Genomic DNA, 22,491 nt, shown 5'->3' on the forward strand with positions numbered 1-22,491 from the left:
AGACAAGGTGGTGCGCCATGACCGAGCACTACCTCGGCGTGATCGGCATCGCCGAGGCGCTGGGCGTGACCCGGCACGCGGTGCACAAATGGCGTTCCCGCCATCCTGGCGATTCGCGTCACCCGTTCCCCGAGCCGGACGTCGAGATCGACGGAGCTCCCGGCTGGCGGGCCGACCGGGTCGAGGAGATCGTGCGGTGGCGTGACGGGCTGCCGGGCCGGGGCGCGGGCGGCGGCCGTCCGACGGCCGCGCGCCAGGACTACCTCAAACGAGCGGCGATGCTCGGCCTGGACCGGGACGAGGCGATGCGCGTGCTCGCCACGTTCACCGAGGAGTTCCCCGAGATGACCGAGCCGGAGCTCTGCGCCTGGCTCATCGACAAGTGGCGCCCGTAACACACCCCCTCAACGGCACGGAAGGCGATGACGCATGCCCGAAATCGGCGGGACCACCGCACCGGGATTCGACGGAGTACGCGAGGCGTTCGCGGCCAATCTGGCCGGCGGCCAGGAAGTGGGCGCGGCGGTCGCCGTTTACCTGCACGGCCGCAAGGTCGTGGACCTGTGGGGCGGAATCGCCGATCCACAGACCGGCCGCCCCTGGGAGCGCGACACCCTGCAGGTCGTGTACTCCACGACCAAGGGCGTCGTCGCCGCCTGCGCCCATCTGCTGGCCCAGCGCGGCGAACTCGACCTCGACGCCCCCGTCGCGACGTACTGGCCGGAGTTCGGGGCGAACGGCAAGGAGCGCGTCCCGGTCCGCTGGCTCCTCACCCACCAGGCCGGCCTGCCCGCGATCGACCACCCGATCACCCCGGCGGAGGCCATCGCCTGGGAGCCGATGGTGACCGCGCTCGCCGCCCAGCGCCCGGCCTGGGAGCCGGGCACCGAGCACGGCTACCACGGGCTGACCTACGGCTGGCTGGTCGGCGAGGTCGTCCGCCGGGTGACCGGCCGCAGCATCGGCGCCTTCCTCGCGGCGGAGATCGCCGCGCCGCTGGGCCTGGACCTGTGGATCGGACTGCCGAAGTCCGAGCATCACCGGGTCAGCCGGATCATCGCCGCCGTGCCCGACTTCGACGCCTTGTCCCGGATCGACCTGGCGGCCCTCCCCGAGCCCATGCGCGAGGTGATGGCGGCCTACGCCGACCCGACGTCGCTGACCGTACGCTCGATGAGCGTCGTGTCACCCCCGCTGGACCACAACGACCCGGACGAGCAGGCCGCCGAGATGCCGTCGACCAACGGCATCTGCACCGCCCGCGCGCTGGCCCGCTTCTACGCCGCGCTCATCGGCGAGGTCGACGGGCACCGGATCCTCACCCCCGCCACCCTGGCGGCGGCGACCGCGGAACAGGTCAGCGGCCTCGATCGCATCCTGCGCATCCCTGTACGGATCGGCGCCGGGTTCGGCCTGCCGACGCCCGATGCGTTCTGGTACAGCCCGACCGCCTTCGGGTTCCCCGGCATGGGCGGATCGCTGGGCTTCGCCGACCCGGCCACCGGGCTCGCGTTCGGCTACGTCATGAACCACGTACAGGAAGGCGTGCCGGACCTGAGAGCGGCCGGTCTCCTGGCGGCGGTCAGAAGCGCGTGCTGAAGAGCCGGGCGAAGGTCTCCTGGAAGTCGTTCCAGTCGCCGTTCAGGTTGCTCACCAGCAGGCGGGTGCCCTCGCGGTCGCCCATCGCGTACGACATCGAGCCCTGGATGTAGCCGCCGCCTCCCCAGAGCGTGGCTCCGCCGGGGAGCCGCTGGGAGTAGACGCCGAGGCCGTACCGGGTGTCCGGCACCCAGCCGGAGCCGTCCGTCGAGACGGTGGTGAACAGCTCCTCCTGCTGGGCGGGCGGGAGGAGGCTGCCGCGCAGCAGGGCGCTGAGGAAGCGGTGCAGGTCGGAGGTCGTCGAGACCATGCCCCCGGCGGCTCCGGCCCAGCTCAGGTCCGCGTCGGTCACGTCGTGGATCTCGGTCGGGCGGCCGGTCTCGTCGTGCTTGGAGTAGTGCCGCGCGTGCGGGCCGCGGAACGTCTGGTCTCCGGTCGGCAGGTACGTCTCCGTCAGGCCCAGCGGGCGGGCGACGTGGCGGTCGATCTCGCCGGCGAGGGTGGAGCCTGTCGCCTGTTCGACGATCATTCCGGAGAGATCGTAGTTGACTTTCGAGTAGATGAAGCGTTTCCCGGGGTCTTCCGGGCGCGGGGTCTCCTGGCCGGGGATGGCGTCGGGGAGTCCGCTGGTGTGGTTGAGCAGCTGCCTGACGGTGATCGTGGCGCCGTCAGCGCCGAGGTGCTCCTCCACGACGCCGGGCAGCCACTTGGCCACCGTGTCGTCCATGGTCAGCCGGCCCTCGGCCGCCAGCCGCAGCACCACCGTGCCGACGAACGCCTTGGTGAAGCTGCCGATGCGGAAGTGCTCACCCGGTGAGCGCCGGCGACCGGTCGCCAGGTCGGCCACTCCCGCCGTGCCGAACCAGGGCTCCGCCTGGCCGTCCCTGAGCTCGGCGACGACGCCGGGCCCGCCACCGTCGGCGACGGTCTGGTCGAGGGCGCGCTGGAGCGCGTTGTCTGTCAAGGGCATGCGAGCAACCTTAGTTGACTAATTCGGCGTTAGTCAACATGAGTTGCTTGAGCGCCTCGGCCTGGCCACCCCCTCTTCCGGCGGGCCCCGCTCGACGGGTGCCCGCCGGACGGTGGGTACAGTGAAGGTGGTGTGCCGGGAAGTCTGGTCGGCAACGTCCGACCCGTACCCGAACATCCGGAGCGCCCCTTATGACCAACTCTGCCCCTTCGCGTCAGCCTGCCCTGCTGGGCCGGGGGTCGTGGACCGAGGCCCGCCGCATCACCGCCATCCTGCGCAAGGAGACCGTCGGCGGGGCGTTGCTCCTGATCGGCGCGGTGGCGGCGATGATCTGGGCCAACTCCCCGTGGGCGGACGCCTACGAGTGGCTGCGCGACGTCCACGTCGGCCCCGAGGCGCTGCACCTGAACCTGAGCCTGGCCACCTGGGCCGGTGACGGCCTGCTGGCGATCTTCTTCTTCGTCGCCGGGCTGGAGCTCAAACGCGAGTTCGTCGCCGGTGACCTGCGCGACCTGCGGCGGGCCGCCGTCCCCATCGCGGCCGCGCTCGGCGGGGTGATCGTCCCGGCTGCGCTGTACCTGCTCATCACCCAGAGCGTCGCGGGCGCGGGCAAGGGCTGGGCGATCCCCACCGCCACCGACATCGCCTTCGCCCTGGCCGTGCTCGCGGTCATCGGGCGGTTCCTGCCGACGGCACTGCGCACCTTCCTGCTCACCCTCGCCGTGGTCGACGACCTCATCGCCATCGTCATCATCGCGCTGTTCTACACCGACCACCTGTCACCGGTCCCGCTGCTGGCGGCGCTGGCGCCGTTGGCGCTGTTCGCCGTGCTGGTGCAGCGCCGGGTGCGGTCCTGGTGGCTGCTGCTGCCGCTGGCCGTCGCGGTCTGGGCGCTGGTGCACGCCTCGGGAGTGCACGCGACCGTCGCGGGCGTGCTGCTGGCCTTCGCCGTCCCGGTCGTGCGCAGCGAGAAGGCCGGCGGCCCCGACGCCGGGCCCGGCCTGGCCGAGCACTTCGAGCACCGCTTCCGCCCCCTCTCCGCCGGGGTGGCCGTGCCGGTGTTCGCGTTCCTGTCGGCCGGGGTGGCGCTGGGCGGGCTCGACGGCCTGGCCGGCGCGTTCCGTGACCCGATCGTGGTGGGGGTCGCGGTGGGGCTGGTGGTGGGCAAGCCGCTCGGCATCATGGCCGCGACCTGGCTGACCGCCCGCTTCACCCATGCCGACCTGGACGAGGACCTGACCTGGGTGGACATGCTCGGACTGTCGGTGCTGGCGGGGATCGGGTTCACCGTGTCGCTGCTGATCGGCGAGCTGGCCTTCGGGGTCGGCGCCGACGAGCATGTCAAGGTGGCGGTGCTGGCCGGGTCGGTGGCGGCGGCGCTGCTGGCGGCGGTGATCCTGCGCCTGCGCAACCGGGTCTATCGGCGCATCCACGAGCTGGAGACCGCCGACCACGACCACGACGGCGTGCCGGACGTGTACGAGAGTGACCGGGTCGGCTGACCTTCTTCATGCGGATTCGTGGTGAAAGGCCTTCCTTGTGACCATCTACACGTCTGCCGCCGGTGAGCGGCAGGTCCGCCGCTGGTGCCAGGAGCGGCTGGACGCCTGGTCGGCTCCCCATCAGGTGCACACGCTGGGGACCGGCCTGGGGCCCACGACGGTGGTCATCGCCGGGCGGGGGCCGGGAGTCCTGCTGTTACCGGGCACGAACTTCTGTGCCGCGACGCTGCTGGAGGTGGCTGATGCGCTGCTTCCCTCCCACCAGGTGATCATGGCTGACCTGCCGGGCCAGCCCGGCTTGAGCGCCCCTGCGCGACCCCGGCGAGAACGCCTGACCGCCTACGGGGGCTGGGCCGGGGAGATCGTCGACCAGGTGAGCCCTGGGTCGGTCGTCCTGGTGGGGCACTCGCTGGGCGCGGCCGTGGCACTGGCGGCGCCACCCGGGCCGCGCATCTCGGGGCTGGTGCTGCTCTCCCCTGCCGGGCTGAGCCGGGCGCGGCTGACCCCTGAACTGCTCGGGGCCACCCTGCCCTGGCTGGTGGCGCCCGCCGTCGGGCGCAGTCAGGCCCTGCTGCGATACATGAGCGGTACGGCGCACCGGGCGGCGAACTGGCTGGCCGAGTGGATGACCCTGGTCGCCCGCCACAGCCGCACCAGCCTGGCCCCGCCACCGCTGCCCGCCCCTGTCGTACGCCGCTGGGCCGGCACGCCTGCGGTCGTTGCCACCGGAGCCGAGGACCGGTTCTATCCACCCGGCCGGATCACCGGCGCGGCTCGCGCGCTGCTGGGGTGTGAGGTGGTCACCGCGCCTGGACTGGGGCATTTGGCACCGCACGAGGACCCCGCCCTGCTGCCCGCTCTGCTGGGCCACTTGCCGACCACACCTGGCTGAAGCGCAGGCTCTCCTTGCCGGAGAGCGTCTACGCCGATGCCGCCCGGTTGTGGCCGATCCTCATTGAAGGGCGAATCCCAGACGTCCCTCCGTCCGCTGGCCTTCGCATCCGGGGCTGGCAGAGATGAAGTGGTCGCCGTTGCGTGGAATCTGGCACCGGTAGAGGGCGATGGACCCGGGCACCTGCTCGGTATGGATGTGGCCGACCGGACCGAGCGGGCGCTGGCCCTCGCAGCCGGGCTCGCGGCTGAGCAGATTGTGGCCGCCGACCTGGCATTCGTACAGCGGGACGGTGCCGGTGACCTGGTCACGGTGCAGCCGCCAACTGCCTTCGGCGGTGAAACCGGGTGGCAGGAGGCGAGAGGAGGCCCAGTGACCTCGGGTGGGATGGTTCGCCCGGGTGAGCTTGGTGTACGGCAGGCTTTCGAAACCGCATGAGAGCCGGCGCGGGGTCAGGTCGTTGCGGTTGGCCAGCGCCCAGGTCGCCCAGGCGGGCTTGGCCGTGCCGTCGGGGTTGCGCAGGCCGAGGGCGAGCCCGCCGGCGACCTCGTCGGGGTGATCGCTCATGCGATGGTAGACATAGTTGACGATGCCGGGGGTGGCGAGAACGTTACGGAAGGAGTCGCAGATCGCGGCGGCCTGACGCTGCGGCGAGGACGGGCTCAGGGAGTTGACGCCGCTTTCGGTGAGCTGCACCTGCGACCACGCGGCAGTCTGGCCGGGGAAGGTGGCGCGCAGCCAGCCCACCAGCGTGCCTAGGTTGCCGTAGGTGACATAGGGGTAGTCGTCGGTGGAGAAGGCGTCGCTGCGCAGGTCACGCGCATACGGGTGGAAGGCCACCCGCCACTGTCTGACGCCGGCCCGCTCAGCCAGCCCGCGCAGGACCGTCTGCCCGGCGAGGGTGGCGTCCGCCGCGGCGGGTCGCTCCAGCTCGGGGCCGAACTGGTGGTCCAGCGAGATCAGCGCGTGCGCGTGGGGTTGTGCGGCGACGATTCGGTCGTAGGCGGCGTTGTAGGTCGCCGAGATCTCCGCCAGCCACTGCTCCCTGTCGCATGCGGTGCCCTGGCCGCAGCCGATGTCGAACCAGACGTTGCTGTTGACCTCGTTGCCGATGACGAAGTCGGCCACCCGGCCATGGTCGTGCAACCCGTCGTATCGTTCGGCGAGCATGCCGGCGAAGCGGCCGTAGTCCGCCGCGTCGGCAGGGGTGCAGAAGATCTCGAACCCGGGAGCGGCAGGCGAGCACGCCTTGCCGGCGCGCGCCCAGGCCGGCGTGCCGTACACGATGCCGGTGACGACGAGCCCGCGCTCGCTCCAGTCGCGGATCTCGGCGTCCACGGCAGCCGGCACAGCAAAGCAGCGGCCGTCGTACTCCTGCTCGCTCGCGGCGCAGGGCGCCTGTTTGATCTGCGGTTCCCAGTGGGCCCACACCAGGTTGATCGCCACGCCGCCGGTGTTGTTCCCGGCTATTTCCGCCTTGTCGGGCCAGAAATCGGGCTGGATGGATTTGATCCGGTACGCGTCTCGTACCGGGTACGGGAGCGTGCTGCCGCTCGCCTGCGCGGCGTTGGGCACCAGTGCTGTCAGGAGAAGGGCGCCGATGCACAACCACCATCGATAGGCCCGCATAAGGGTCCTCTCATGAAAAGGGTGGAGATCCGCGTCGCTCGATCGGGCGCGGATCTCCACCGAGATCGTCAGCTCGACGGGATGGCGTCCAGGACGCGGGTGGGGATCACCTGCACGTTGCTGGACTGCTGCGCCGCCGTCCTCCGTCCGCCGTTGATCAGCCAGACCGATGCCGAATCGGGGGATTTGACGTAGGTGCCGTCGGCAATCTGTTCGGTCAGCCCGTCCCAGACGCGGACGGGGATCACCTGCCGCAGCTTGTCCTTGTAACCGGAGGCGATGAGCTCGTCCATCGTGTGGAACTCAACCTTGGCACCACCCACGATGGCGCCCTCCGAAGTCGAACCCGCCTTGACGATCCGCGTCCCATCCCCGATCTGCCTGGCCAACCCATCCCAAACCCGAACCGGGACCACCTGCCGCAGCTTGTCCTTGTAACCGGAGGCGACAAGCTCGTCCATCGTGTGGAACTCAACCTTGGCACCACCCACGATGGCGGCCTCCGAGGTCGAACCCGCCTTGACGATCCGCGTCCCATCCCCGATCTGCCTGGTCAACCCATCCCAGACCCGAACCGGGACCACCTGCCGCAGCTTGTCCTTGTAACCGGAAGCGACGAGCTCATCCATCGTGTGGAACTCAACCTTCGCACCACCCACGATGGCGGCCTCCGAAGTCGAACCCGCCTTGACGACCCGCGTCCCATCCCCGATCTGCTCCGGCAGGGCGTCCCAGACGCGAGGTGGCAGGATGTGCAGTGGTTTGTCGACATAACCGGCGCTTTCGAGCTCCTCCATGGTGCTGAAAGGCACCTTCGCTCCACCGACGACCGCCCCCTGCGCGGTGTTGCCGGCCTTGCCGATACGGGTGCCGTCCCCGATGTCGTTGGGCAGCTCGTTCCAGACGCGAGCGGGCACGACGTACAACGGGTCGTCGCCGTAGCCGGCAGCGTTGAGCTCCTCGATGCTGGCGAAGGGCACCTTCGCCCCGCCGATGATGGCCGCCTGTGCCGCCGAACCAGCGTTCTTGATCCGCGTCCCGTCCGCGATCTTCTCCGGAAGGGCGTCCCAGGTGCGGGAAGGGACGGTCCATACGGGCCGGTCACCGTAGCCGGAGCCGTTGAGCTCCTCGATGCTGGCGAAGGGCATCTTCGCCCCGCCGACGACCACGGCCTGCGAGGTCGAGGCCCCGTTCTTGATCCGGGTGCCGTCCATGATCTGTGTCGGCAAGGCGCTGAAGGCCCGCTCAGGAATGGCTCTGACCTTGGAGGCCCAGTCGGTGCCGAACCCGGCGTCGATGACCTCTTGCGGGCTGCCGAAGTTCACCCTGGCCGTACCCATGATGGCGGCCACTGGGGTGGACCCCACGGACCCCTGGATCAGGGTGCCGTCAGAAGGGACGGTGGGCATGAGGTTGAAGTGTCGGGTCGGGACCGCGCGCACCTTTGAGGCCCAGTCGGTGCCGAACCCGGCGTCGACGAGCTCCTGGGGAGAGGCGTAGTTGATCCGTGCCCCGCCCACGATCGCGGCCACCGGGGTGGAAATGCCGCCACCGGTGCCCTGGATCAGAGTGCCGTCACTCGGGATGAAGCCGATGCGGTTATAGCTGCCGCCGGATATCGCCACGACCCTGGAGGCCCAATCGGCACCTTGGCCGACGTCGATGACTTCCTGGGGGTTGTTGAACGGCACCAGGCTGCCGCCCAGTGTCATGGCCACCGGCAGGTCGGTGGTGCCCTCCTTGGCCTGCACCAAAGTGCCGTCGGCCGGCGCTTGATTCATGTGGTCCCGGGCGTCGATGGACCAGTCGGAGATCTTCACCGGGGTGCCGCAGGACACCGGTGCCGCGCAGGAGTCCTGCCAGATGGGGGCGCCGCCGACGAAGACATAGATCCGGCCGCGCTGGTCGATCGCCGTGGAGGCGTTGCGGGGGATGGCGGGCCCCGCGTTGATCACCGCCTGCGTGGTCGGGCGCGGCGTTGCCGAGCAGATGCCGTCGTTGCACGTGGCCTGCCACACCGGGGCGCCGCCGACCATCTTGTAGATCCGCCCGGTGTCGGTGGTCTGCAGCAGCGTGCCATCGGCCAGGCCGCGCACATCGGTCACCGGCTGCGGGCCAGGCGCGGGACCAGGCGTGCCGCTACCTGGTGGCTGGCTGGTGCCACCGCCACCAGTGGGGAAATTGGCCGCACTGCACTGGGTCTGCGGGCTCCACCAGGCGCAAATGATCGAGCTCGTAGGAATTGTCGCCGACCGAATGCTGACCCAATTCTCTCCGTTGATCGGGTCGAGACACCACCACAGGCCCAGTGACTTGAACCGGTGGACACGCTCGGTGACCTTGTAGGCGACCCGGGTGAACGCCGCATACGGCTGCACATATCCGGTCGTGTGCGGCGCAATTTTCAAAGTTGCCCCGACGGTAGTGGCGGTCTTGGTGGCCACCGTCCTGATCACCCCCGCCGATATGGACGCTCCTACCACCTTCGTGATCTCGAGCGTGCCGCTCACACTCGTCTCCACGGACATCGTGTGCTCCTCGAGCACTGAATAAGTCTGGATCTGCTCCGCCCCCGTCTGGTTGATCCAAGACTGTTGCAACCCCACGGGTTTCACCCCCCTGCCGGACGACAGGACCTGGTAGGTGATGTCATCGGACTGCGGTTCCCCGCACAGGTAAAGGCCTGGCTTCGAGGAGGAGGCAGCGGCGTTCGCCGTCGAACCACCGGCCGCCACCACCGCACCGGCGGTCGACGTCCCCTGAGCAACGAAAGTCATCAACAAAATCGTTATTACGCCGACCATGCAACGTATCCATCGATCCATTTCTATTACCATTCCGGTCGAGGGTATCCGGACATGGACGTCCGGGGCTTTGGCTAGGGTATGACTGACATGGCATACCGCTATTGTGGAACTCACAGCATTCGTCCACCCGTATCAAAATGCGGGTGATAAGAATCGGCCGGCGAAACCGTCGAGCCACACGCTCTTTTCAAAGTTGAACTAGATACGTGCAGCTACAGCATGCCAGGCTGAGCAATCAAAAAAAGCATCACAACAGCCATTCTCCGCAGAATTCCTGCCAAGCCTCCGACCGCCCACCAGTGACAAGGGCGCGAGGCCTTCAATCTCTGGCTTGACCGTGCCGTTCAGCGCATTCCGTGACCGCGCGGCGGCATGCTGACGCGTATGCCGGGTGACGGATGCGGAGGATTCACTGCACTGCGGACGACCTGGCTCGGGCAGCGCGATCTACGAGAGACCAGGCCCCTCTACTCCTTGAGGAAGACCCCGGGCCGTGGGATGCCTTTGACGCGCGCCAGGTCGCGGGCGAGCTGAGAACGACGCAACCCCACCGTACGAAGACGCCGAAGGTCGGCGGCGGTGTCGTGCATGAGCTGGACGTGGAAGTAGTTGACGTGCTCCAGCACCGCGAAGACGGCGAACCCAAGCCCCGGCCACGAGCCGGCCCCCGGATCGGCGAGCGCCGCCGCACCCGTCACCAGCAGTCCGGCGGCGAGCAGGACGGGATTCACCGTGCGTGCCACCGCGAAGGCGGCCAGGCCGCGGGGACGGGGGTGTCGGTTGCGCAACTGGTCCAGTTTGGCCGCCCAGTAGGCCGCGCCCTGGATCAGGATGATCACGAACAGCGCGAAGCCGGTGAGGTTGGCCCCGGTGGCGGGAAATCCGATCGCGCCGAACCAGGCGAACGCCTGCAGGGGGATGTTGGCCACTTCCAGGACGGCCAGCGACCGCAGGCGACGTCGCAGCGCGTCACGGACACCTGGCGGGCTCATACCTTGGGGGTTTCGACTCGCACCCTCGTGAGGCTACTGCGACGTCCGATCGTGCGCGTGACACGCGCTCAGGTCTCGGGCGAACCGGGCGACGAAGGTCGCCCGTCCAGAGCGGACGATGAAGGAAATGGAGCGCCTACTCCTTTCCACTCTCAACGTATAGCGCGGCAGGGGGCTTGCGGCAAGACCCGGGTCGTGCCGCAGAATCGTCGGCCGTGGCCAGAACCTGCGGAAATGGGAGTAGAGATGACCAAGAACCGTCCGGAGAGTGCCCGGTGACGGACGCCGATGTGATCATCGTGGGCGCCGGCCCGACCGGTCTGATGCTGGCGAGCGAACTGCGCCTGGCCGGAGTGCGACCGCTGGTGCTGGAGCGGCAGCCGCAGCTCCGAGAGACCCCGAAGGCCAACGGTCTCGGCGGGCAGATCCTGGAACTACTGCGCTACCGAGGCCTGCTGGACCGGTTCGAAGCAGCCTGCACCGCCCCCAGCCACCCGGCTCCCCGATACCCGTTCGGCGGTGTGCATGTGGACTTCTCGCCCCTGCCGGAGCCCCCACTGCGGGGGCTGACGCTCCCGCAACCGCACCTCGAACGCCTGCTCGACGAGCACGCCCGCGAACTCGGCGCCGACGTACGCCGTGGCCACGAGATGGTCGAGGTCAGCCAGGACGACGCCACGGTGACCGCGGACGTGCGTGGCCCGGACGGGCCGTACCAGCTGACCGCCCGATACCTGGTGGGCTGCGACGGCGGGCGCAGCAAGGTGCGCGACCGGGCCGGCATCCCGTTCCCCGGCACGACGTACCCGGAGGTCAACCGGCTGGGCCAGGTCACCGTGCCCGATTCGGTGACCCGGCTGGACGACGGCGACCTCGACGTCCCCGGCCTGGGCAGAATGCGCGCGGGTGCCTTCACCCGGACGGACCGCGGCGTCTTCGGGCTCGGGTGGCTCACCCCGGAGATCCTGATGGTCTCCACCACCGAAGACGAGTCCGCCGAAGACGAATCCACCGCAGTCGACGATGACGCGCCGATGACCCTGACCGAGCTCCAGGACAGCATCCGCCGCGTGCTCGGTGCTCGTTTCCCCCTGGGAGAACCGCGCCGGCTGTCGCGCTACCAGTTCCAGGCTCGGCAGGCCGAAAAGTACCGTGACGGGCGGATTCTGCTGGCCGGCGACGCGGCTCATCAGTTCCCCTCCACGGGCGTGGGTCTCAACGCCGGCATGCTCGACTCGGTCAACCTCGCCTGGAAGCTGGCCGCCGACATCCACGGCTGGGCACCGGACGGCCTGCTGGACACCTACCACCACGAACGCCACCTCGCCGGCGCCCGCACCATGCTCCACACCCAGGCTCAGGTGGCACTGCGGCGCGGCGACGACCCAGCCGCCGAAGCGCTCAGGGAGGTCTTCCTGGAGCTGTTCGCCGACGAGCAGCCATTGCGCCGCATCGGAGCCCTCATCTCCGGCGCCGACATCCGCTACCCGATGCCCGGCTCCCACCACCACCCGTTGGCCGGCGCCTTCGCCCCGGACCTCACCCTGCACACCGACCAGGGCACGACCAGCGTCGCGGAACTCACGCACACCGCACGGCCCATCCTCCTCGACCTCGCCGACCGCCCCGACCTCCGCGAGATCGCCCAGGGCTGGCGGCATCGCGTCGACGTCCACACCGCCAAAACCGATGATCGACCGGCCGACGCCCTCCTGATCCGCCCGGACGCCCACATCGCCTGGGCCGCGACCCTCGACGAACCCGCCGAGCGCACCCTGCGAGCAGCACTTTCATGCTGGTTCGGCGCGCCCCTGGAAACGACAGGGCACGTCAACGATCGGCCATCCTGATCGGTTCTTGCCGAGTGGGAGCCCGCTGACTCCCCAGGGCTCGTGGAACGGCCGAGCGCCTGCGACCGACGAAGACGAGCGCCACGAGCCCCGCCATGCTCAGCCAGGCGAACGCGTCGCCCACTGTGCCGTAGATCGTGCTCGTGCCCTCGGTCGGCACGTAGGCGACCATCACCTGCTGGTCCGTCGTGAAGTAGTCCGCGGAGGCCAGCACCCTGCCTTGGTGGTCGAAGGCGGCGGACAGGCCGTTGCTGTCCTGCCGGACCAGCCCATAACCGTTCTCCACCGCGCGCATCACGGCCTTCTCCGTGTGCGCGGCGCCGAAGCCGTACCAGTCGTTGGCCGGCACCAGCATCACGTCCACGGCGTCAGGCTGACGTAGGAGGGTGGGGAAGTCGGCGTCGAAGCAGATCACGTTGGCCAGCCGCCCGAACGGCGAGTCCACCGTCGGCACCACCCCGTCACCGGCGGGGAAGGGGTCCATACCGGGCACGGGATGCGCCTTCTGATAGGTCCACACCACTTTGCCCCGCGGATCGACCATGACCGCCTCGTTGCGCATCCACGGCGCCTGCTTCAGGAAGACGACCATCCCCGCCTCGACGTACGCGCCCGTACGGGTGGCCACCTCGCCGATCCGCTCGACGAGCGCCTGCCGGTCCGCCTCCTGCACCGCGGCTCCGGCCTCCGGCCAGACCACCAGCTTCGCGCCCGCCTTCGCCTCACGCTCGGTCACCTCCAGCAGGGAGTCGTTGACCGGCGCGAACGCCCTGCTGACCGTCGCATGATCGCCCTTCCCGAGCTGCTCAGGCGACTGGAACGCGCTCAGCGCCCACGTCGAGGCCTCCGTGACGCTCCTGGCCGGGCTCACCCCGGCCACCCGCACAGTGTTCGCGTCCGGGGGGAACAGCCCCAGCCGCATGCTCCCACCGATCACCACCAACGCCGCGACCACCGCGAACGCCCTCGCCCGGCCGATCCCGTGCTCCCACACGTCGTTGCCGACCGCCGCGAACCACGCGATCAGGAAGCTGATGCCGTAACTGCCCGTCACCGACGCGAGCTGCAGCAGCGGGAGGTTGTCGTGCTGGGTGGCGGCCAGCGAGGTCATGACGTTGCCCACCGGGCTGAACGCGCCCACCAGATACTCCACCGTGACCACGCTCAGCGGGAAGACCAGCGCCGTCTTCGACGGCAACAGCCTGTCGATCAGGTACGGCAGCGCCAACGGAAGGCTCAGCACCAGCACCACCGGCAGCATCGGGCCGAGGACGGGCAGGCCGCTCTCGTAGAGCCAGTACACCGAGCCGGCCATGGTGGCACCTGTCACGCCCACCGTGCCCAGGAGCACACTCGTCGTCCGTGTGAAGCGGAGAAACAGGAGCGGGTACAACCACACCGCCCCGAGCACTTCCCATCGCCCATGCAGACCGGCCAGCGACACCACGGTGCCTAGACCGAGCAGTACCCATGTGTTCTTCATAGGGCGAAGGTAAGAAACCGGGGCTGTCCTGGACGATCACGTGCGCACCCGAGTGGGCGGTAGTGGTTGCCCCACCCGTTGCCCACCCGTTGCCCAACCCTTGGTACTACCCGCCGAGGTTGTCCTACCCGCCGAGGCGGAGGATGCCGCGGGACGCGGCGACCGTCACGGCGGCGGTGCGGTCGTCGACGCCGAGTTTGGCGAAGATGTGCAGAAGGTGGGTCTTGACCGTGGCCTCGCTGATGCACAGGTGAGCGGCGATGGCCTTGTTGCTCATCCCCTGGGCGACCACGCCGAGCACCTCGATCTCCCGCCCGCTGAGGGCGTCGCGCGCGTCGGCACGCGCCCACGACAACACCCGGGTCGCGATCGCCGGCGACAGCGCGCTCTCCCCTCTCGCCGCCGCCCGGATCGCGTCGAACAGCTGCTCCCGGCGGGTGTCCTTGAGCAGGTAGCCGATGGCTCCCGCGTCGATGGCACGCGAGATGTCGCTGTCGGTGTCGTACGTGGTCAGGACGATCACCTTGGCGCCGGGGTCGTGGTCGCGGATCCGGCAGATCGCCGTGGCGCCGTCCATCTCGGGCATCTGCAGGTCCATCAAGGTGACGTCGGGTCGCAGGTCGCGCGCCAGCCGTACCGCGTCCGTGCCGGAGACCGCCTCGCCGACCACCTTGAGATCGTCCTGAGTGCCGAGCATCGCCCGGATGCCGTCGCGGACCACCGGATGATCGTCGGCGATCAGGACCCGGACGCTCATCACCCCCCGCTCAGCGCGCTCGCTCATCGCACCCCACTCATCGCACCCCACTCAGCGCCACCGCCGGGAGGCTGGCCACGACCGTGGTGCCCGCGCCAGGCGCGCTCTCCACGAGCAAGGTGCCGCCGAGCTGCTCCATCCGCTCCCGCATGATCGCCAGGCCGTGGCCGGAGGCGGCCCGCCCGGGTTCGAACCCGTCGCCGTCGTCGTGGACGTCCAGCACGATCAGGTCCTCCATGTACGACAGGGTCAGCGTGACCCGCTCGGCGCGGGCATGGCGGCGTACGTTGGCCACTGCCTCCTGCGCGACACGCAGCAGCTCCGCCTGGACCTGGGCGTCGAGCGGCCGGAGCGTGCCGGTGATCACGGTGTGCGCCTCGATGCCGGTCTCGTCGGACAGCCGGCCGGACGACCGCTGCAGGGCCTTCGGCAGGCCGCACTCGTCGAGTTCGCCGGGGCGCAGCGCCCGCACCACGCGGCGGCTCTCGGCCAGGTTCTCGCGGGCCGCCCGCAGCGCCTGGGTCAGGTGCCTGTCGTCCGGCAGAGTCTCCTGCGCCGCCTCCAGCAGCATCACCACGCTGGCGAACCCCTGGGTGAGACTGTCGTGGATGTCGCGGGCCAGCCGCTGCCGCTCGGCCGCCACGCCCGCCCGCCGTTCGGCCGCCGCCCGCGCCTCCTGCGCGGCCTGCAGCTGATCGATGAGCCGCTTGCGCTCGTCGCTCTGCCGGGCCACCGCGTTGAAGTAGCCGACCGCGGTGGCCGCGCTGATCGCGATCAGCGCGCTGATGGCGATCTCGGTCCAGGTGATCGTCCCGTTCGCGTGGAACCGGTGCCACAGCCAGCCCCCGGCGCACGACACCACCGCGACCAGGCCGACCCGCACGGCGTCCATGCAGTACGGCACCAGCACGCTCAGTCCGACCACCAGGAAGGAGGAGTCGATGGCGAACAGCCCCAGCCAGAGCAGTCCGCCGCCGAGCACGTACGGCAGGGGCACGTCACTCAAGGGCGGCGTACGCAGCACGAACCACACCGCGTACCAGGCGGCCAGCCCGGCCACCAGCACCACCGGGAGAACCCGTCCCGTCTCCATCAGGGCGCCGGCCGAGGTCAGCACCAGCCACGCGGCGAAGAAGGCGTGCTGCCACCGGCGCCGCGACCGCTCCCAGGACTCCACACCGCTGACGATAATCAGCCTTCCGTCGGATCGGCATCAACCAGTCGACTGATCGCATGATCGGTGTTCCGCTCGATGCGGGCGGAGCCGTACCGGAACCAGACTCGACGGCGTGACCGCCATCCCCAGCCCGTCCCAGGCCGTCTGGCACCTCGGCCCGATCCCGATCCGCGCCTACGCCCTGCTGATGGTGCTCGCCGTCCTCGTCGGCGTCTGGGTGACCCGGCGCCGCTGGGTCGCCCGCGGCGGCGAGCCTGGCACCGTGGGCGACATCGCGACCTGGGCCGTGCCGTTCGGCCTGGTCGGCGCCCGGCTCTACCACGTGGCCACCGACTGGCAGCAGTACTTCGGCCCCGGCAGGGAGCCACTGCGCGCCTTCGCGATCTGGGAAGGCGGGATCAGCATCTTCGGCGCGGTCGCGGGCGGCGCGGTGGGCGCGTGGCTGGCCTGCCGCCGGCGGGGCATCGGCCTGCGCGAGTTCGCCGACGCGGTCGCGCCCGGGATCGCGTTCGGGCAGGCGATCGCCCGCTGGGGCAACTGGTTCAACCAGGAGCTGTACGGCAGGCCGACCACCCTGCCCTGGGCGCTGGAGATCGACCCGGCCCACCGGCCGCCCGGCCTGGAGTCGACGGCCACCTACCATCCGACGTTCCTGTACGAGTCGGTGTGGAACCTGGGGGTGGCCGGGTTCGTCCTCTGGGCCGAGAAGCGGTTCCGGCTCGACCGTGGCCGGACGTTCGCCGTATACGCCGCGGCCTATGCCACCGGCCGCGTCTGGATCGAGTGGCTCCGCATCGACCCCGCCCCCTACGTCCTCGGCCTGCGCCTGAACGACTGGACGGCCATGCTCGTCTTCGCGGGCGCGGTCGTCTACCTGATCGCTACCCGGCCCCGGTACACCCCAGCTGCACCCACGGATCCCAGGTCATGACCTGCTCGATCCGTGCGCACGCCGTGTCGGTCACATCCCCCGTGACCCGTCAAGCGTGATGATCGATCATTTGTCAGACGCTCGTCAGCCCTCATCGAGGATGGAGATCTTCACGCGAATGGCACCATCGTTGTCGCCGAGGCAACGGTCGGCGTCGTTGATGCGCAGCTCGAGGAAGCCTTCCTCTTGCGCCCGGAAGACGAGCCCAGTGCCGACCTTGAAGACGTGCCCGTTGACCTTCCCGACCAGCGTGCCGTACGTGCGGCTGTCGAGGATCTTGCAGCCCTGGGCGATGTGGCGGTCGGCGCGCCAGGTGTACCCGCGCGCGGACACGTAGTCGAATTTGCGGTGGTCGACCGTCCAGCTGCCCCCGACCTGCTGCACCCGTACAAGGTCTCCGGGCTCGACGAAGACGCCCGCCCGCTGCCAGCCACTCTCGGAGCTGATCCATTTACGCTTGCCGACCTGCGCATCCGAGGACGCTGAAGCCGGTGCGGACGCGGCGAGAACGCAACTGCCGGCGGCCAGCGTGGTGAGTAGCAGGGTGGCGAGCTTCGATCGCATCGTGGATGCCCTTTCTGGAGGCGTTTCTGTACCTTGCGTACATCTGGGTTTGATACCTCCAGAGAGAGGATGGTTCGCGGCCCGGAGATCTTTTCTGTGACAGCTGGGGCTGGAGCATCCTGGCGGGTGTCGCCATCACCTGGCCCCGGCCCGCCGAATTGGCGGAAACTCCCTGGTCAGGAGTCGGCCAGAACGCCCTCGAGCGGGGCGACATCCCTGAGCGACGGTGGGGCATCGGTCGCCCCCAGCAGCCGCCGCTCGGCCTCCGAAGCCCGGCTCTCCAGCTCGGCCGCCGTCCCGGCCTCGACGTGGAGCTCGTGTACGCCCGGCCTTCGCTTGAGCAGGGCCCAGAAGTGGCCGGTGTGATGGCCGTACCAGACCGTCCAGCTCGGCAGGCGCGTCGCGAGCAGCCGCACCGTCTGACTCTCCACCCCATGGTTCATGTCGGACCCTCCGCTGTTTGCCGGGTGACTGGATCAATCCCGGCTCTGCCCACGGTGCCAGGAGGAAACCGCGACCACGCATGACGTGCACGCACGGGGACGGCTGGGTCGGTCAAGCAGCAACTGCGGGAGTACTGATTCGACCATTCGAGTCATTCGATGCGGAATCATCCGGCAATATGATCAACCGTTGGTCCCCCGGATGGCGGGAGACGGTTGAGAAGGGCTGGCTGAGTGCGCAAGTCAACGACGACGATCCTCCTTGTCGCGGCACTGTCGATCGGAGGGCTCATGGTCACTCCCGCGTCCGCTGCCGCCTCCGCCATCACCCCGGAGCGGGTGTGCGGTCCCGGCTTCGCCCGGGTCGCCCACAGCAAGCAGGCCGTGAAGACCCCCTCCAAACGCGTCCTCGGCTACGTCTACCTGCTGTACAACCGCAGGACCGGCTACAACTGCGTCACCACGTTCAAGACCTCGAATGTCGGCATCCCCACCTTCACCATGGCCACGATCACGACCCAGACGCGAGGGGCCCACCCACGCGCGAGCGGGGAGAACGAGGGCCGGAGCGTGAAACACTACTTGGGCCCGGTGAAGACCTACGGCAAGGGCCGGTGTGTCAAATACATGGGGAGGATTCAGGATGACGGCCGCAATGCCGTCGAAGGCAAATCCAGCTGGAAGCGCTGGGGCAACTGCAGCTGAGCCGGGTGCGGCACCCGGCCTGGCCGACCATGTCACGGTCTGCCGTCGGCCGCGCGACTGACGCTGACCTGGGATCAGGGCGCGGAGATGGCTTGCCACGACCAGATCGCCCCCTACCTCAGTGAAGGCGTCTTCTTCGCCCATCCAGGCAGCCCGTGGCAGCGCGGCACCAACGAAAACACCAACGGGCTGCTCCGCCAGTACTTCCCCAAGCGCACCGACTGTCCGCTCACACCGAAGCAGATCTACGCGCCATCGAGGAACGCCTCAACAACCGTCCCAGGAAGACGCTCGGCTGGCGCACACCCGCTGACATCTTTCACGAATGTCTGGCACTATGACTGTCCGTCACCGTTGCGATGATCACTCGAATCCGCCCTAGAACCCGAGCGTCCATAGAGGGTCAGTTTTCAGCCGTCGCCGTCACCAGAGCGGCTGCCGCCCTCAATGTAGAGACCCGGCATGTTCACAGAACCTCGATGACCTCATGACCGCGCTGGCACCGGTCTCCAGCAGAATTGACCCGCGGCTGCAGGCCACCAAGTACGTCCGAGCTGTCATATCCGAGTTGCCCAGGGCAACGGCTGGACCATCGCCGAAGGGATCGGCGACCGTCGCCCGGACGCCACTCAGCGCCTGCTGAACCGTGCCCGCTGGAACACCGGGGACGCGATGAGCACCATCCGCCGGGTCGCCGTCACCCGGCTTGATGCGGCCGCCCGGCCGGGTAACTTGGCCCTCAGCGTGCTGGACGAGTCCGGCCAGGAGAAACGGCGTCGCCACGACGGGCGTCAAGCGTCGGCGGCATCAACACCGTCCACATGGTCTACGTCCGCGCCGGAGCCGGGCACGCTCTGATCGGCGCGCGGTAATGGATCCCCGCCGAGCAGATCAGCGACCTCGCCACTGCCATCACCACCGGTCTTCCGCTGCATCTGACCTTCGCCACCAAGGGCGAACTGGCCATCGACCTGCTGCGCGAGGCCTACGCTGACAACATGCGCCTGGACCTCGTGGCCGGTGACGAGGTCTACGGCACCTGAACCAAACTGCGCGCCTTCTGGAAAAACAAGGTCAGGCCTACGTCCTGCGCATCCGCGCCACCTTTGCCCTCACCCTCGGCGACGGCAGCTGCCCTACCTGCGAACAGGCCATGGCCAAGTCCCTGAGGCCCAAACGAACCTGGACCACCCGCTCAGCCGGTGACGGCTCCAAGGGCGAACGCACCTACACCTGGACCTGGATCGCCACCGCCAGCCCTGCCCAGTTCCTTCTGGTCCGTAAGCACCACACCAACCAGCGAACTGGCCTTTCACTAATGCTTCGCCCCCGACGGCCAACCGGTCACGCTGCCCCGTCTGATCGCCGCTGCAAAGCCGAAACGGTCGGTGAAGGAAAGTTTTGAGGCAGGCGAAAGCTGTTCGGCCTGGACGAATTTCAGGTCCGCATCTATGAGGCTCTCCTGGGGCATCTGGTGCTGGTCATGGCTGCCCTGGCTATCTGAGCGACCAGTGCCGCAGCTGCCCGGCACCACACCAGAGTCTCCACCGATCCCGGCGCGGTTCAGTCTTGATCTTGCTGAGGTCGCTGAGATCAAGCACCCGCCCAACTCGCCCGTGTCAGCGTCGACGGCCAGAACGGCCTCGTCGAGCTCGACAAGGAGACCGGTTTGCCTGACGAGACGCTCGAGTAGCCCACTGATGCGCACGATGCCCGACTTCAACAACGAAGTGACACTCACTGTAGGAGAACGGTTGCTGTCCAGCTGGGTTACCTGCTGACGTACAGACGCTACGCCTAGCCCGCATCGTCCCTAAGATCATCTCGTGCGTGTCCCGTGCCGGAGGGAAAGCGGCGGCTGTACCATTCGCGGCAACTGGGCTGCACAATGCGACAGTGTCTGCAACGCGACGTCGCGTTTCACATGGCTGGTGCCGGATCCATCGCCTTTGACCGCTCCTCGACGTCGTGGGGCTGGCCAAACGTGTATTCGATCGAATCAACCGCAGCTTTGGTGAGAGCCCGAGGTTTTGGGATGGTGGTCTCGGCCCATCGCGGCAGGTAAGGGACTCTCAAGTTGGCGAGAAGTTCGGTGTCCATCTCGAGTGCCGCAACAAGAACATGAGCGGCTAGCAGCGGTGGAATGGCGTTGCCGATTTGCTGGGCGATGGCGCCGCCACTCCACGGGTAGTCGACAGGGAAGGTTTGGAGCTGGCCCATCTCAGGAGGAGTGAAACGGGGGAGTTCATCACCTCTGGAGGTGACCACCCGGTTGCGAGAGATCTTTCCGGTGACAGTGGCAGAGGGCTCGTCGGACGTCCGTCGGCCCCGTGCCTTAGGGTCTCCTCCGGTTCCGTAATTGGAGACGACGACGAACCGAGTGGTCCGATCGAGCGCGTCATGCATCGTCACCCACGGCAGGAGACTGGCGTCTCCCAGACGACGAGAAACCCCTCTGCGGTACTGCCGGTATTCGGGTCTGGGCAGGGCCACGCTGCCTTCTCTACGAAGCGCGGCTTCGTGCGACCGGCGGGCGATCAGGATCGCGCGTCGGCGAGTCTGCGGCACTCCGTATTGCTCAGTGCGTAGAACGCCGTGAGCCACGGAGTAGCCCTCGGCCTCGAGGATTTCGTGCATCGCCGCCCAGACGGGCAAGACGGCTGGCACCTGCTCCAAGACGATCGCACCGTAGGGACGACCAGCGTCTTTAGCCTGAAGAGCCCACCGCAGAGGTTCGAGAACCAAGGCCGTTCGCTCGTCCGGCAAAGTCGACAGGTCCCTGGCCACGCTTTTGTCGCGGGCGGCCATGCGCTTGGCGAAGCCGAGTACGTCCTCGAGGGCACGACGTCCCGTACCGGTCCCGGCCACGGTATAGGTCTGGCAGGGCGGTCCGGCCGCGAGGACATTGGCCGTCGGGAACTTCTCGGGCCCAAAGTTGCGTACATCGCCCTGCTTAGTGTGCAGACCGGCTGCATATCGGGTGGCACACGCGTTTGCATCCCATTCGATGCCGACCACGGGTAGACCCAGCCATGTCGCTGCTACGTCGAGTCCGCCGGGGCCGGCGAACAAGTCCACTATCTCGACGTCGGGCACGTGATCTCCTGGTTATGGGATGCGCAGGGCCGCGGAGACTGTGTACACCCGCAAGCCTCCGAAGCCTCACCATGATGGCAGTAGCCACGGTGACGGGCTACTTGTGACGGGAACATGATCGTCAGAGAACATAAGGATCGTCTCTGGACGGCACTGGCTCAGGTTCCTCCGTGGCGGGATCGGATGGCCGACTCTGATTATGGCACGTGTGTTCGGATTTAGTCTGGTGGAGATCACATGTCGAAGCCTGCCTGTGCGAAGGGAGTCGGATGTCCGCCGCGCTGAGGATGCACGTCCCTGGACTCATCTCGGTCCTCGCTGTAGCCAACCGCAGGAACAAGTGGTGAGGTCTGAATCTTGGCTCATCGGTTCTCTCGGGTGGGAAGCCATCCCCCCAGGGCTTACGCCGTCGTCAGTCTGCCAAAGGGTCCTTCGGATAGATTGGACATCATGGGTTCGAAGGCAGACTCGTGGGCTTCGAGCGAGGCCGTGCGGGCGAGCATGCGGTCCAACAAGGGCCGTGACACCAAACCCGAGCTGGCCCTGCGGCGGGCGGCTCATGCTCTAGGGCTGCGTTACAGGGTTGCTGTCCGTCCCCTGGCCGGGGTTCGCCGGACAGCTGACCTGGTTTTTTCTCGCGTTCGGGTCGCGGTCTTCCTCGACGGTTGCTTTTGGCACGGTTGTCCCGAGCATCACAGTGTGGCCAAGACCAACGCTGCGTACTGGGCGGAGAAGGTCCGGCGAAATCGTGAGCGAGACGCGGAGACCGACCATGCGCTTGGAGAGGCAGGCTGGACGGTCATCCGGGTCTGGGAGCATGAGGACCCCGTGGAGGCGGCGCATCGCGTCGAGGAGGTAGTCCGCGCCGCGCGTGCTTCCCGCGCCACGGACACGCTCGATGCTCGAAGTGTCACGGTAGGAGAGCTTCAGTAGGCTTACTTTAAGCCCCAGGTCACGATGCAGCTGGCAGCACCATGCTGATCCACGTTTGCAGCGGCCATCGAGCATCACGGCAAAGGCGGCTGAGATGGCGAGCGGGATGAAGTATTTTTGGGCTTGCCTATCGGCGAAGTGGTGCCGCGGGCCGTCCGCAG

19 protein-coding genes and 1 pseudogene are annotated in these 22,491 nt (G+C 68.3%); 9 read left to right on the top strand and 11 right to left on the bottom strand.

What is annotated here, in order from left to right:
• Nucleotides 1–17: 17 nt before the first annotated feature.
• Nucleotides 18–395 (top strand): hypothetical protein, encoded by a 378-nt coding sequence (locus tag ACIBQX_RS41000; protein ID WP_397014384.1) that lies wholly within the window; start codon nucleotides 18–20, stop codon nucleotides 393–395.
• A gap of 34 nt (nucleotides 396–429) precedes the next feature.
• Nucleotides 430–1,599, top strand: coding sequence for a serine hydrolase domain-containing protein (locus ACIBQX_RS41005; RefSeq protein ID WP_397014386.1), 1,170 nt, complete (start codon nucleotides 430–432; stop codon nucleotides 1,597–1,599).
• Here ACIBQX_RS41005 and ACIBQX_RS41010 read toward each other — a convergent pair.
• Nucleotides 1,583–2,569 (bottom strand): serine hydrolase domain-containing protein, encoded by a 987-nt coding sequence (locus tag ACIBQX_RS41010; protein ID WP_397014388.1) that lies wholly within the window; start codon nucleotides 2,567–2,569, stop codon nucleotides 1,583–1,585. The genes ACIBQX_RS41005 and ACIBQX_RS41010 overlap by 17 nt on opposite strands.
• Nucleotides 2,570–2,760: 191 nt before the next feature.
• Between ACIBQX_RS41010 and nhaA the strand changes: the two genes are divergently transcribed.
• Both nhaA and ACIBQX_RS41020 read left to right on the top strand, forming a co-directional pair.
• On the top strand, nucleotides 2,761–4,071 hold the full coding sequence (gene nhaA, locus ACIBQX_RS41015) for a Na+/H+ antiporter NhaA (RefSeq protein WP_397014390.1): 1,311 nt from the start codon (nucleotides 2,761–2,763) through the stop codon (nucleotides 4,069–4,071).
• A 37-nt stretch (nucleotides 4,072–4,108) separates the two neighbouring features.
• Nucleotides 4,109–4,963: an alpha/beta fold hydrolase gene (locus ACIBQX_RS41020; RefSeq protein WP_397014393.1), complete on the top strand. Its 855-nt coding sequence runs from the start codon at nucleotides 4,109–4,111 to the stop codon at nucleotides 4,961–4,963.
• Between the two features lie 60 nt (nucleotides 4,964–5,023).
• Here ACIBQX_RS41020 and ACIBQX_RS41025 read toward each other — a convergent pair whose 3' ends face one another.
• From ACIBQX_RS41025 to ACIBQX_RS41035, 3 genes are all read right to left on the bottom strand, one after another.
• The gene (locus ACIBQX_RS41025) at nucleotides 5,024–6,592 is read right to left on the bottom strand and encodes a DUF5722 domain-containing protein (RefSeq protein ID WP_397014395.1); all 1,569 of its coding nucleotides are present in this window, start codon (nucleotides 6,590–6,592) and stop codon (nucleotides 5,024–5,026) included.
• Nucleotides 6,593–6,660: 68 nt separating this feature from the next.
• Nucleotides 6,661–9,396 carry a hypothetical protein gene (locus ACIBQX_RS41030; RefSeq protein WP_397014397.1) on the bottom strand — a complete coding sequence of 912 codons (2,736 nt, stop codon included), beginning with the start codon at nucleotides 9,394–9,396 and terminating at the stop codon, nucleotides 6,661–6,663.
• A 470-nt stretch (nucleotides 9,397–9,866) separates the two neighbouring features.
• The gene (locus tag ACIBQX_RS41035; protein ID WP_397014399.1) at nucleotides 9,867–10,391 is read right to left on the bottom strand and encodes a hypothetical protein; all 525 of its coding nucleotides are present in this window, start codon (nucleotides 10,389–10,391) and stop codon (nucleotides 9,867–9,869) included.
• A gap of 275 nt (nucleotides 10,392–10,666) precedes the next feature.
• On the opposite strand from ACIBQX_RS41035, the gene ACIBQX_RS41040 reads away from it, so the two are divergent.
• Nucleotides 10,667–12,241: an FAD-dependent monooxygenase gene (locus ACIBQX_RS41040; RefSeq protein WP_397014401.1), complete on the top strand. Its 1,575-nt coding sequence runs from the start codon at nucleotides 10,667–10,669 to the stop codon at nucleotides 12,239–12,241.
• On the opposite strand, the gene ACIBQX_RS41045 is transcribed toward ACIBQX_RS41040, so the two are convergent.
• The 3 genes from ACIBQX_RS41045 to ACIBQX_RS41055 form a co-directional block, all read right to left on the bottom strand.
• Nucleotides 12,222–13,724, bottom strand: a complete 1,503-nt coding sequence (locus ACIBQX_RS41045; RefSeq protein WP_397014403.1) for a nitrilase-related carbon-nitrogen hydrolase — start codon at nucleotides 13,722–13,724, stop codon at nucleotides 12,222–12,224. The genes ACIBQX_RS41040 and ACIBQX_RS41045 overlap by 20 nt on opposite strands.
• 124 nt (nucleotides 13,725–13,848) lie before the next feature.
• Nucleotides 13,849–14,508 (bottom strand): response regulator, encoded by a 660-nt coding sequence (locus ACIBQX_RS41050; RefSeq protein WP_397014405.1) that lies wholly within the window; start codon nucleotides 14,506–14,508, stop codon nucleotides 13,849–13,851.
• Between the two features lie 10 nt (nucleotides 14,509–14,518).
• Complete coding sequence (locus ACIBQX_RS41055; RefSeq protein WP_397014407.1) at nucleotides 14,519–15,658, bottom strand: sensor histidine kinase; 1,140 nt, start codon at nucleotides 15,656–15,658, stop codon at nucleotides 14,519–14,521.
• Nucleotides 15,659–15,770: 112 nt separating this feature from the next.
• Between ACIBQX_RS41055 and lgt the strand changes: the two genes are divergently transcribed.
• Nucleotides 15,771–16,589: a prolipoprotein diacylglyceryl transferase gene (gene lgt / locus ACIBQX_RS41060; RefSeq protein ID WP_397014409.1), complete on the top strand. Its 819-nt coding sequence runs from the start codon at nucleotides 15,771–15,773 to the stop codon at nucleotides 16,587–16,589.
• An 84-nt stretch (nucleotides 16,590–16,673) separates the two neighbouring features.
• On the opposite strand, the gene ACIBQX_RS41065 is transcribed toward lgt, so the two are convergent.
• Both ACIBQX_RS41065 and ACIBQX_RS41070 read right to left on the bottom strand, forming a co-directional pair.
• The gene (locus ACIBQX_RS41065) at nucleotides 16,674–17,153 is read right to left on the bottom strand and encodes a hypothetical protein (RefSeq protein ID WP_397014411.1); all 480 of its coding nucleotides are present in this window, start codon (nucleotides 17,151–17,153) and stop codon (nucleotides 16,674–16,676) included.
• A gap of 176 nt (nucleotides 17,154–17,329) precedes the next feature.
• A complete protein-coding gene (locus ACIBQX_RS41070) occupies nucleotides 17,330–17,596 on the bottom strand; it encodes a hypothetical protein (protein WP_397014413.1) in 267 nt (88 codons plus the stop codon).
• Nucleotides 17,597–17,887: 291 nt separating this feature from the next.
• Between ACIBQX_RS41070 and ACIBQX_RS41075 the strand changes: the two genes are divergently transcribed.
• On the top strand, nucleotides 17,888–18,301 hold the full coding sequence (locus tag ACIBQX_RS41075; RefSeq protein ID WP_397014415.1) for a hypothetical protein: 414 nt from the start codon (nucleotides 17,888–17,890) through the stop codon (nucleotides 18,299–18,301).
• Between the two features lie 39 nt (nucleotides 18,302–18,340).
• Nucleotides 18,341–18,642 (top strand): annotated as a pseudogene (locus ACIBQX_RS41080) (IS30 family transposase); the annotation flags it as partial.
• Nucleotides 18,643–19,616: 974 nt separating this feature from the next.
• On the opposite strand, the gene ACIBQX_RS41085 reads toward ACIBQX_RS41080, so the two are convergent.
• Together ACIBQX_RS41085 and ACIBQX_RS41090 are read right to left on the bottom strand one after the other, a co-directional pair.
• Nucleotides 19,617–20,024, bottom strand: a complete 408-nt coding sequence (locus ACIBQX_RS41085) for a hypothetical protein (RefSeq protein ID WP_397014417.1) — start codon at nucleotides 20,022–20,024, stop codon at nucleotides 19,617–19,619.
• Nucleotides 20,025–20,221: 197 nt separating this feature from the next.
• The gene (locus ACIBQX_RS41090; protein ID WP_397014419.1) at nucleotides 20,222–21,397 is read right to left on the bottom strand and encodes a DNA cytosine methyltransferase; all 1,176 of its coding nucleotides are present in this window, start codon (nucleotides 21,395–21,397) and stop codon (nucleotides 20,222–20,224) included.
• 450 nt (nucleotides 21,398–21,847) lie between these two features.
• On the opposite strand from ACIBQX_RS41090, the gene ACIBQX_RS41095 reads away from it, so the two are divergent.
• The gene (locus ACIBQX_RS41095; RefSeq protein WP_397014421.1) at nucleotides 21,848–22,330 is read left to right on the top strand and encodes a very short patch repair endonuclease; all 483 of its coding nucleotides are present in this window, start codon (nucleotides 21,848–21,850) and stop codon (nucleotides 22,328–22,330) included.
• Nucleotides 22,331–22,491: the final 161 nt, after the last annotated feature.

The sequence above is a fragment of the Nonomuraea sp. NPDC049714 genome (assembly GCF_044465295.1).
In the GTDB taxonomy this organism is placed as follows: Bacteria; Actinomycetota; Actinomycetes; order Streptosporangiales; family Streptosporangiaceae; genus Nonomuraea.

Excerpts from the sequence above, each read along its gene's own strand:
- ACIBQX_RS41005 (WP_397014386.1), top strand. The coding sequence starts at position 430 with ATGCCCGAAATCGGCGGGACCACCGCACCGGGATTCGACGGAGTACGC.
- ACIBQX_RS41075 (WP_397014415.1), top strand. The coding sequence starts at position 17,888 with ATGGTCACTCCCGCGTCCGCTGCCGCCTCCGCCATCACCCCGGAGCGG.
- ACIBQX_RS41045 (WP_397014403.1), bottom strand. The coding sequence starts at position 13,724 with ATGAAGAACACATGGGTACTGCTCGGTCTAGGCACCGTGGTGTCGCTG.
- ACIBQX_RS41065 (WP_397014411.1), bottom strand. The coding sequence starts at position 17,153 with ATGCGATCGAAGCTCGCCACCCTGCTACTCACCACGCTGGCCGCCGGC.
- ACIBQX_RS41070 (WP_397014413.1), bottom strand. The coding sequence starts at position 17,596 with ATGAACCATGGGGTGGAGAGTCAGACGGTGCGGCTGCTCGCGACGCGC.
- ACIBQX_RS41050 (WP_397014405.1), bottom strand. The coding sequence starts at position 14,508 with ATGAGCGAGCGCGCTGAGCGGGGGGTGATGAGCGTCCGGGTCCTGATC.
- ACIBQX_RS41000 (WP_397014384.1), top strand. The coding sequence starts at position 18 with ATGACCGAGCACTACCTCGGCGTGATCGGCATCGCCGAGGCGCTGGGC.
- ACIBQX_RS41095 (WP_397014421.1), top strand. The coding sequence starts at position 21,848 with ATGGGTTCGAAGGCAGACTCGTGGGCTTCGAGCGAGGCCGTGCGGGCG.
- ACIBQX_RS41010 (WP_397014388.1), bottom strand. The coding sequence starts at position 2,569 with ATGCCCTTGACAGACAACGCGCTCCAGCGCGCCCTCGACCAGACCGTC.
- ACIBQX_RS41035 (WP_397014399.1), bottom strand. The coding sequence starts at position 10,391 with ATGAGCCCGCCAGGTGTCCGTGACGCGCTGCGACGTCGCCTGCGGTCG.
- ACIBQX_RS41030 (WP_397014397.1), bottom strand. The coding sequence starts at position 9,396 with ATGGTCGGCGTAATAACGATTTTGTTGATGACTTTCGTTGCTCAGGGG.
- nhaA (WP_397014390.1), top strand. The coding sequence starts at position 2,761 with ATGACCAACTCTGCCCCTTCGCGTCAGCCTGCCCTGCTGGGCCGGGGG.
- ACIBQX_RS41025 (WP_397014395.1), bottom strand. The coding sequence starts at position 6,592 with ATGCGGGCCTATCGATGGTGGTTGTGCATCGGCGCCCTTCTCCTGACA.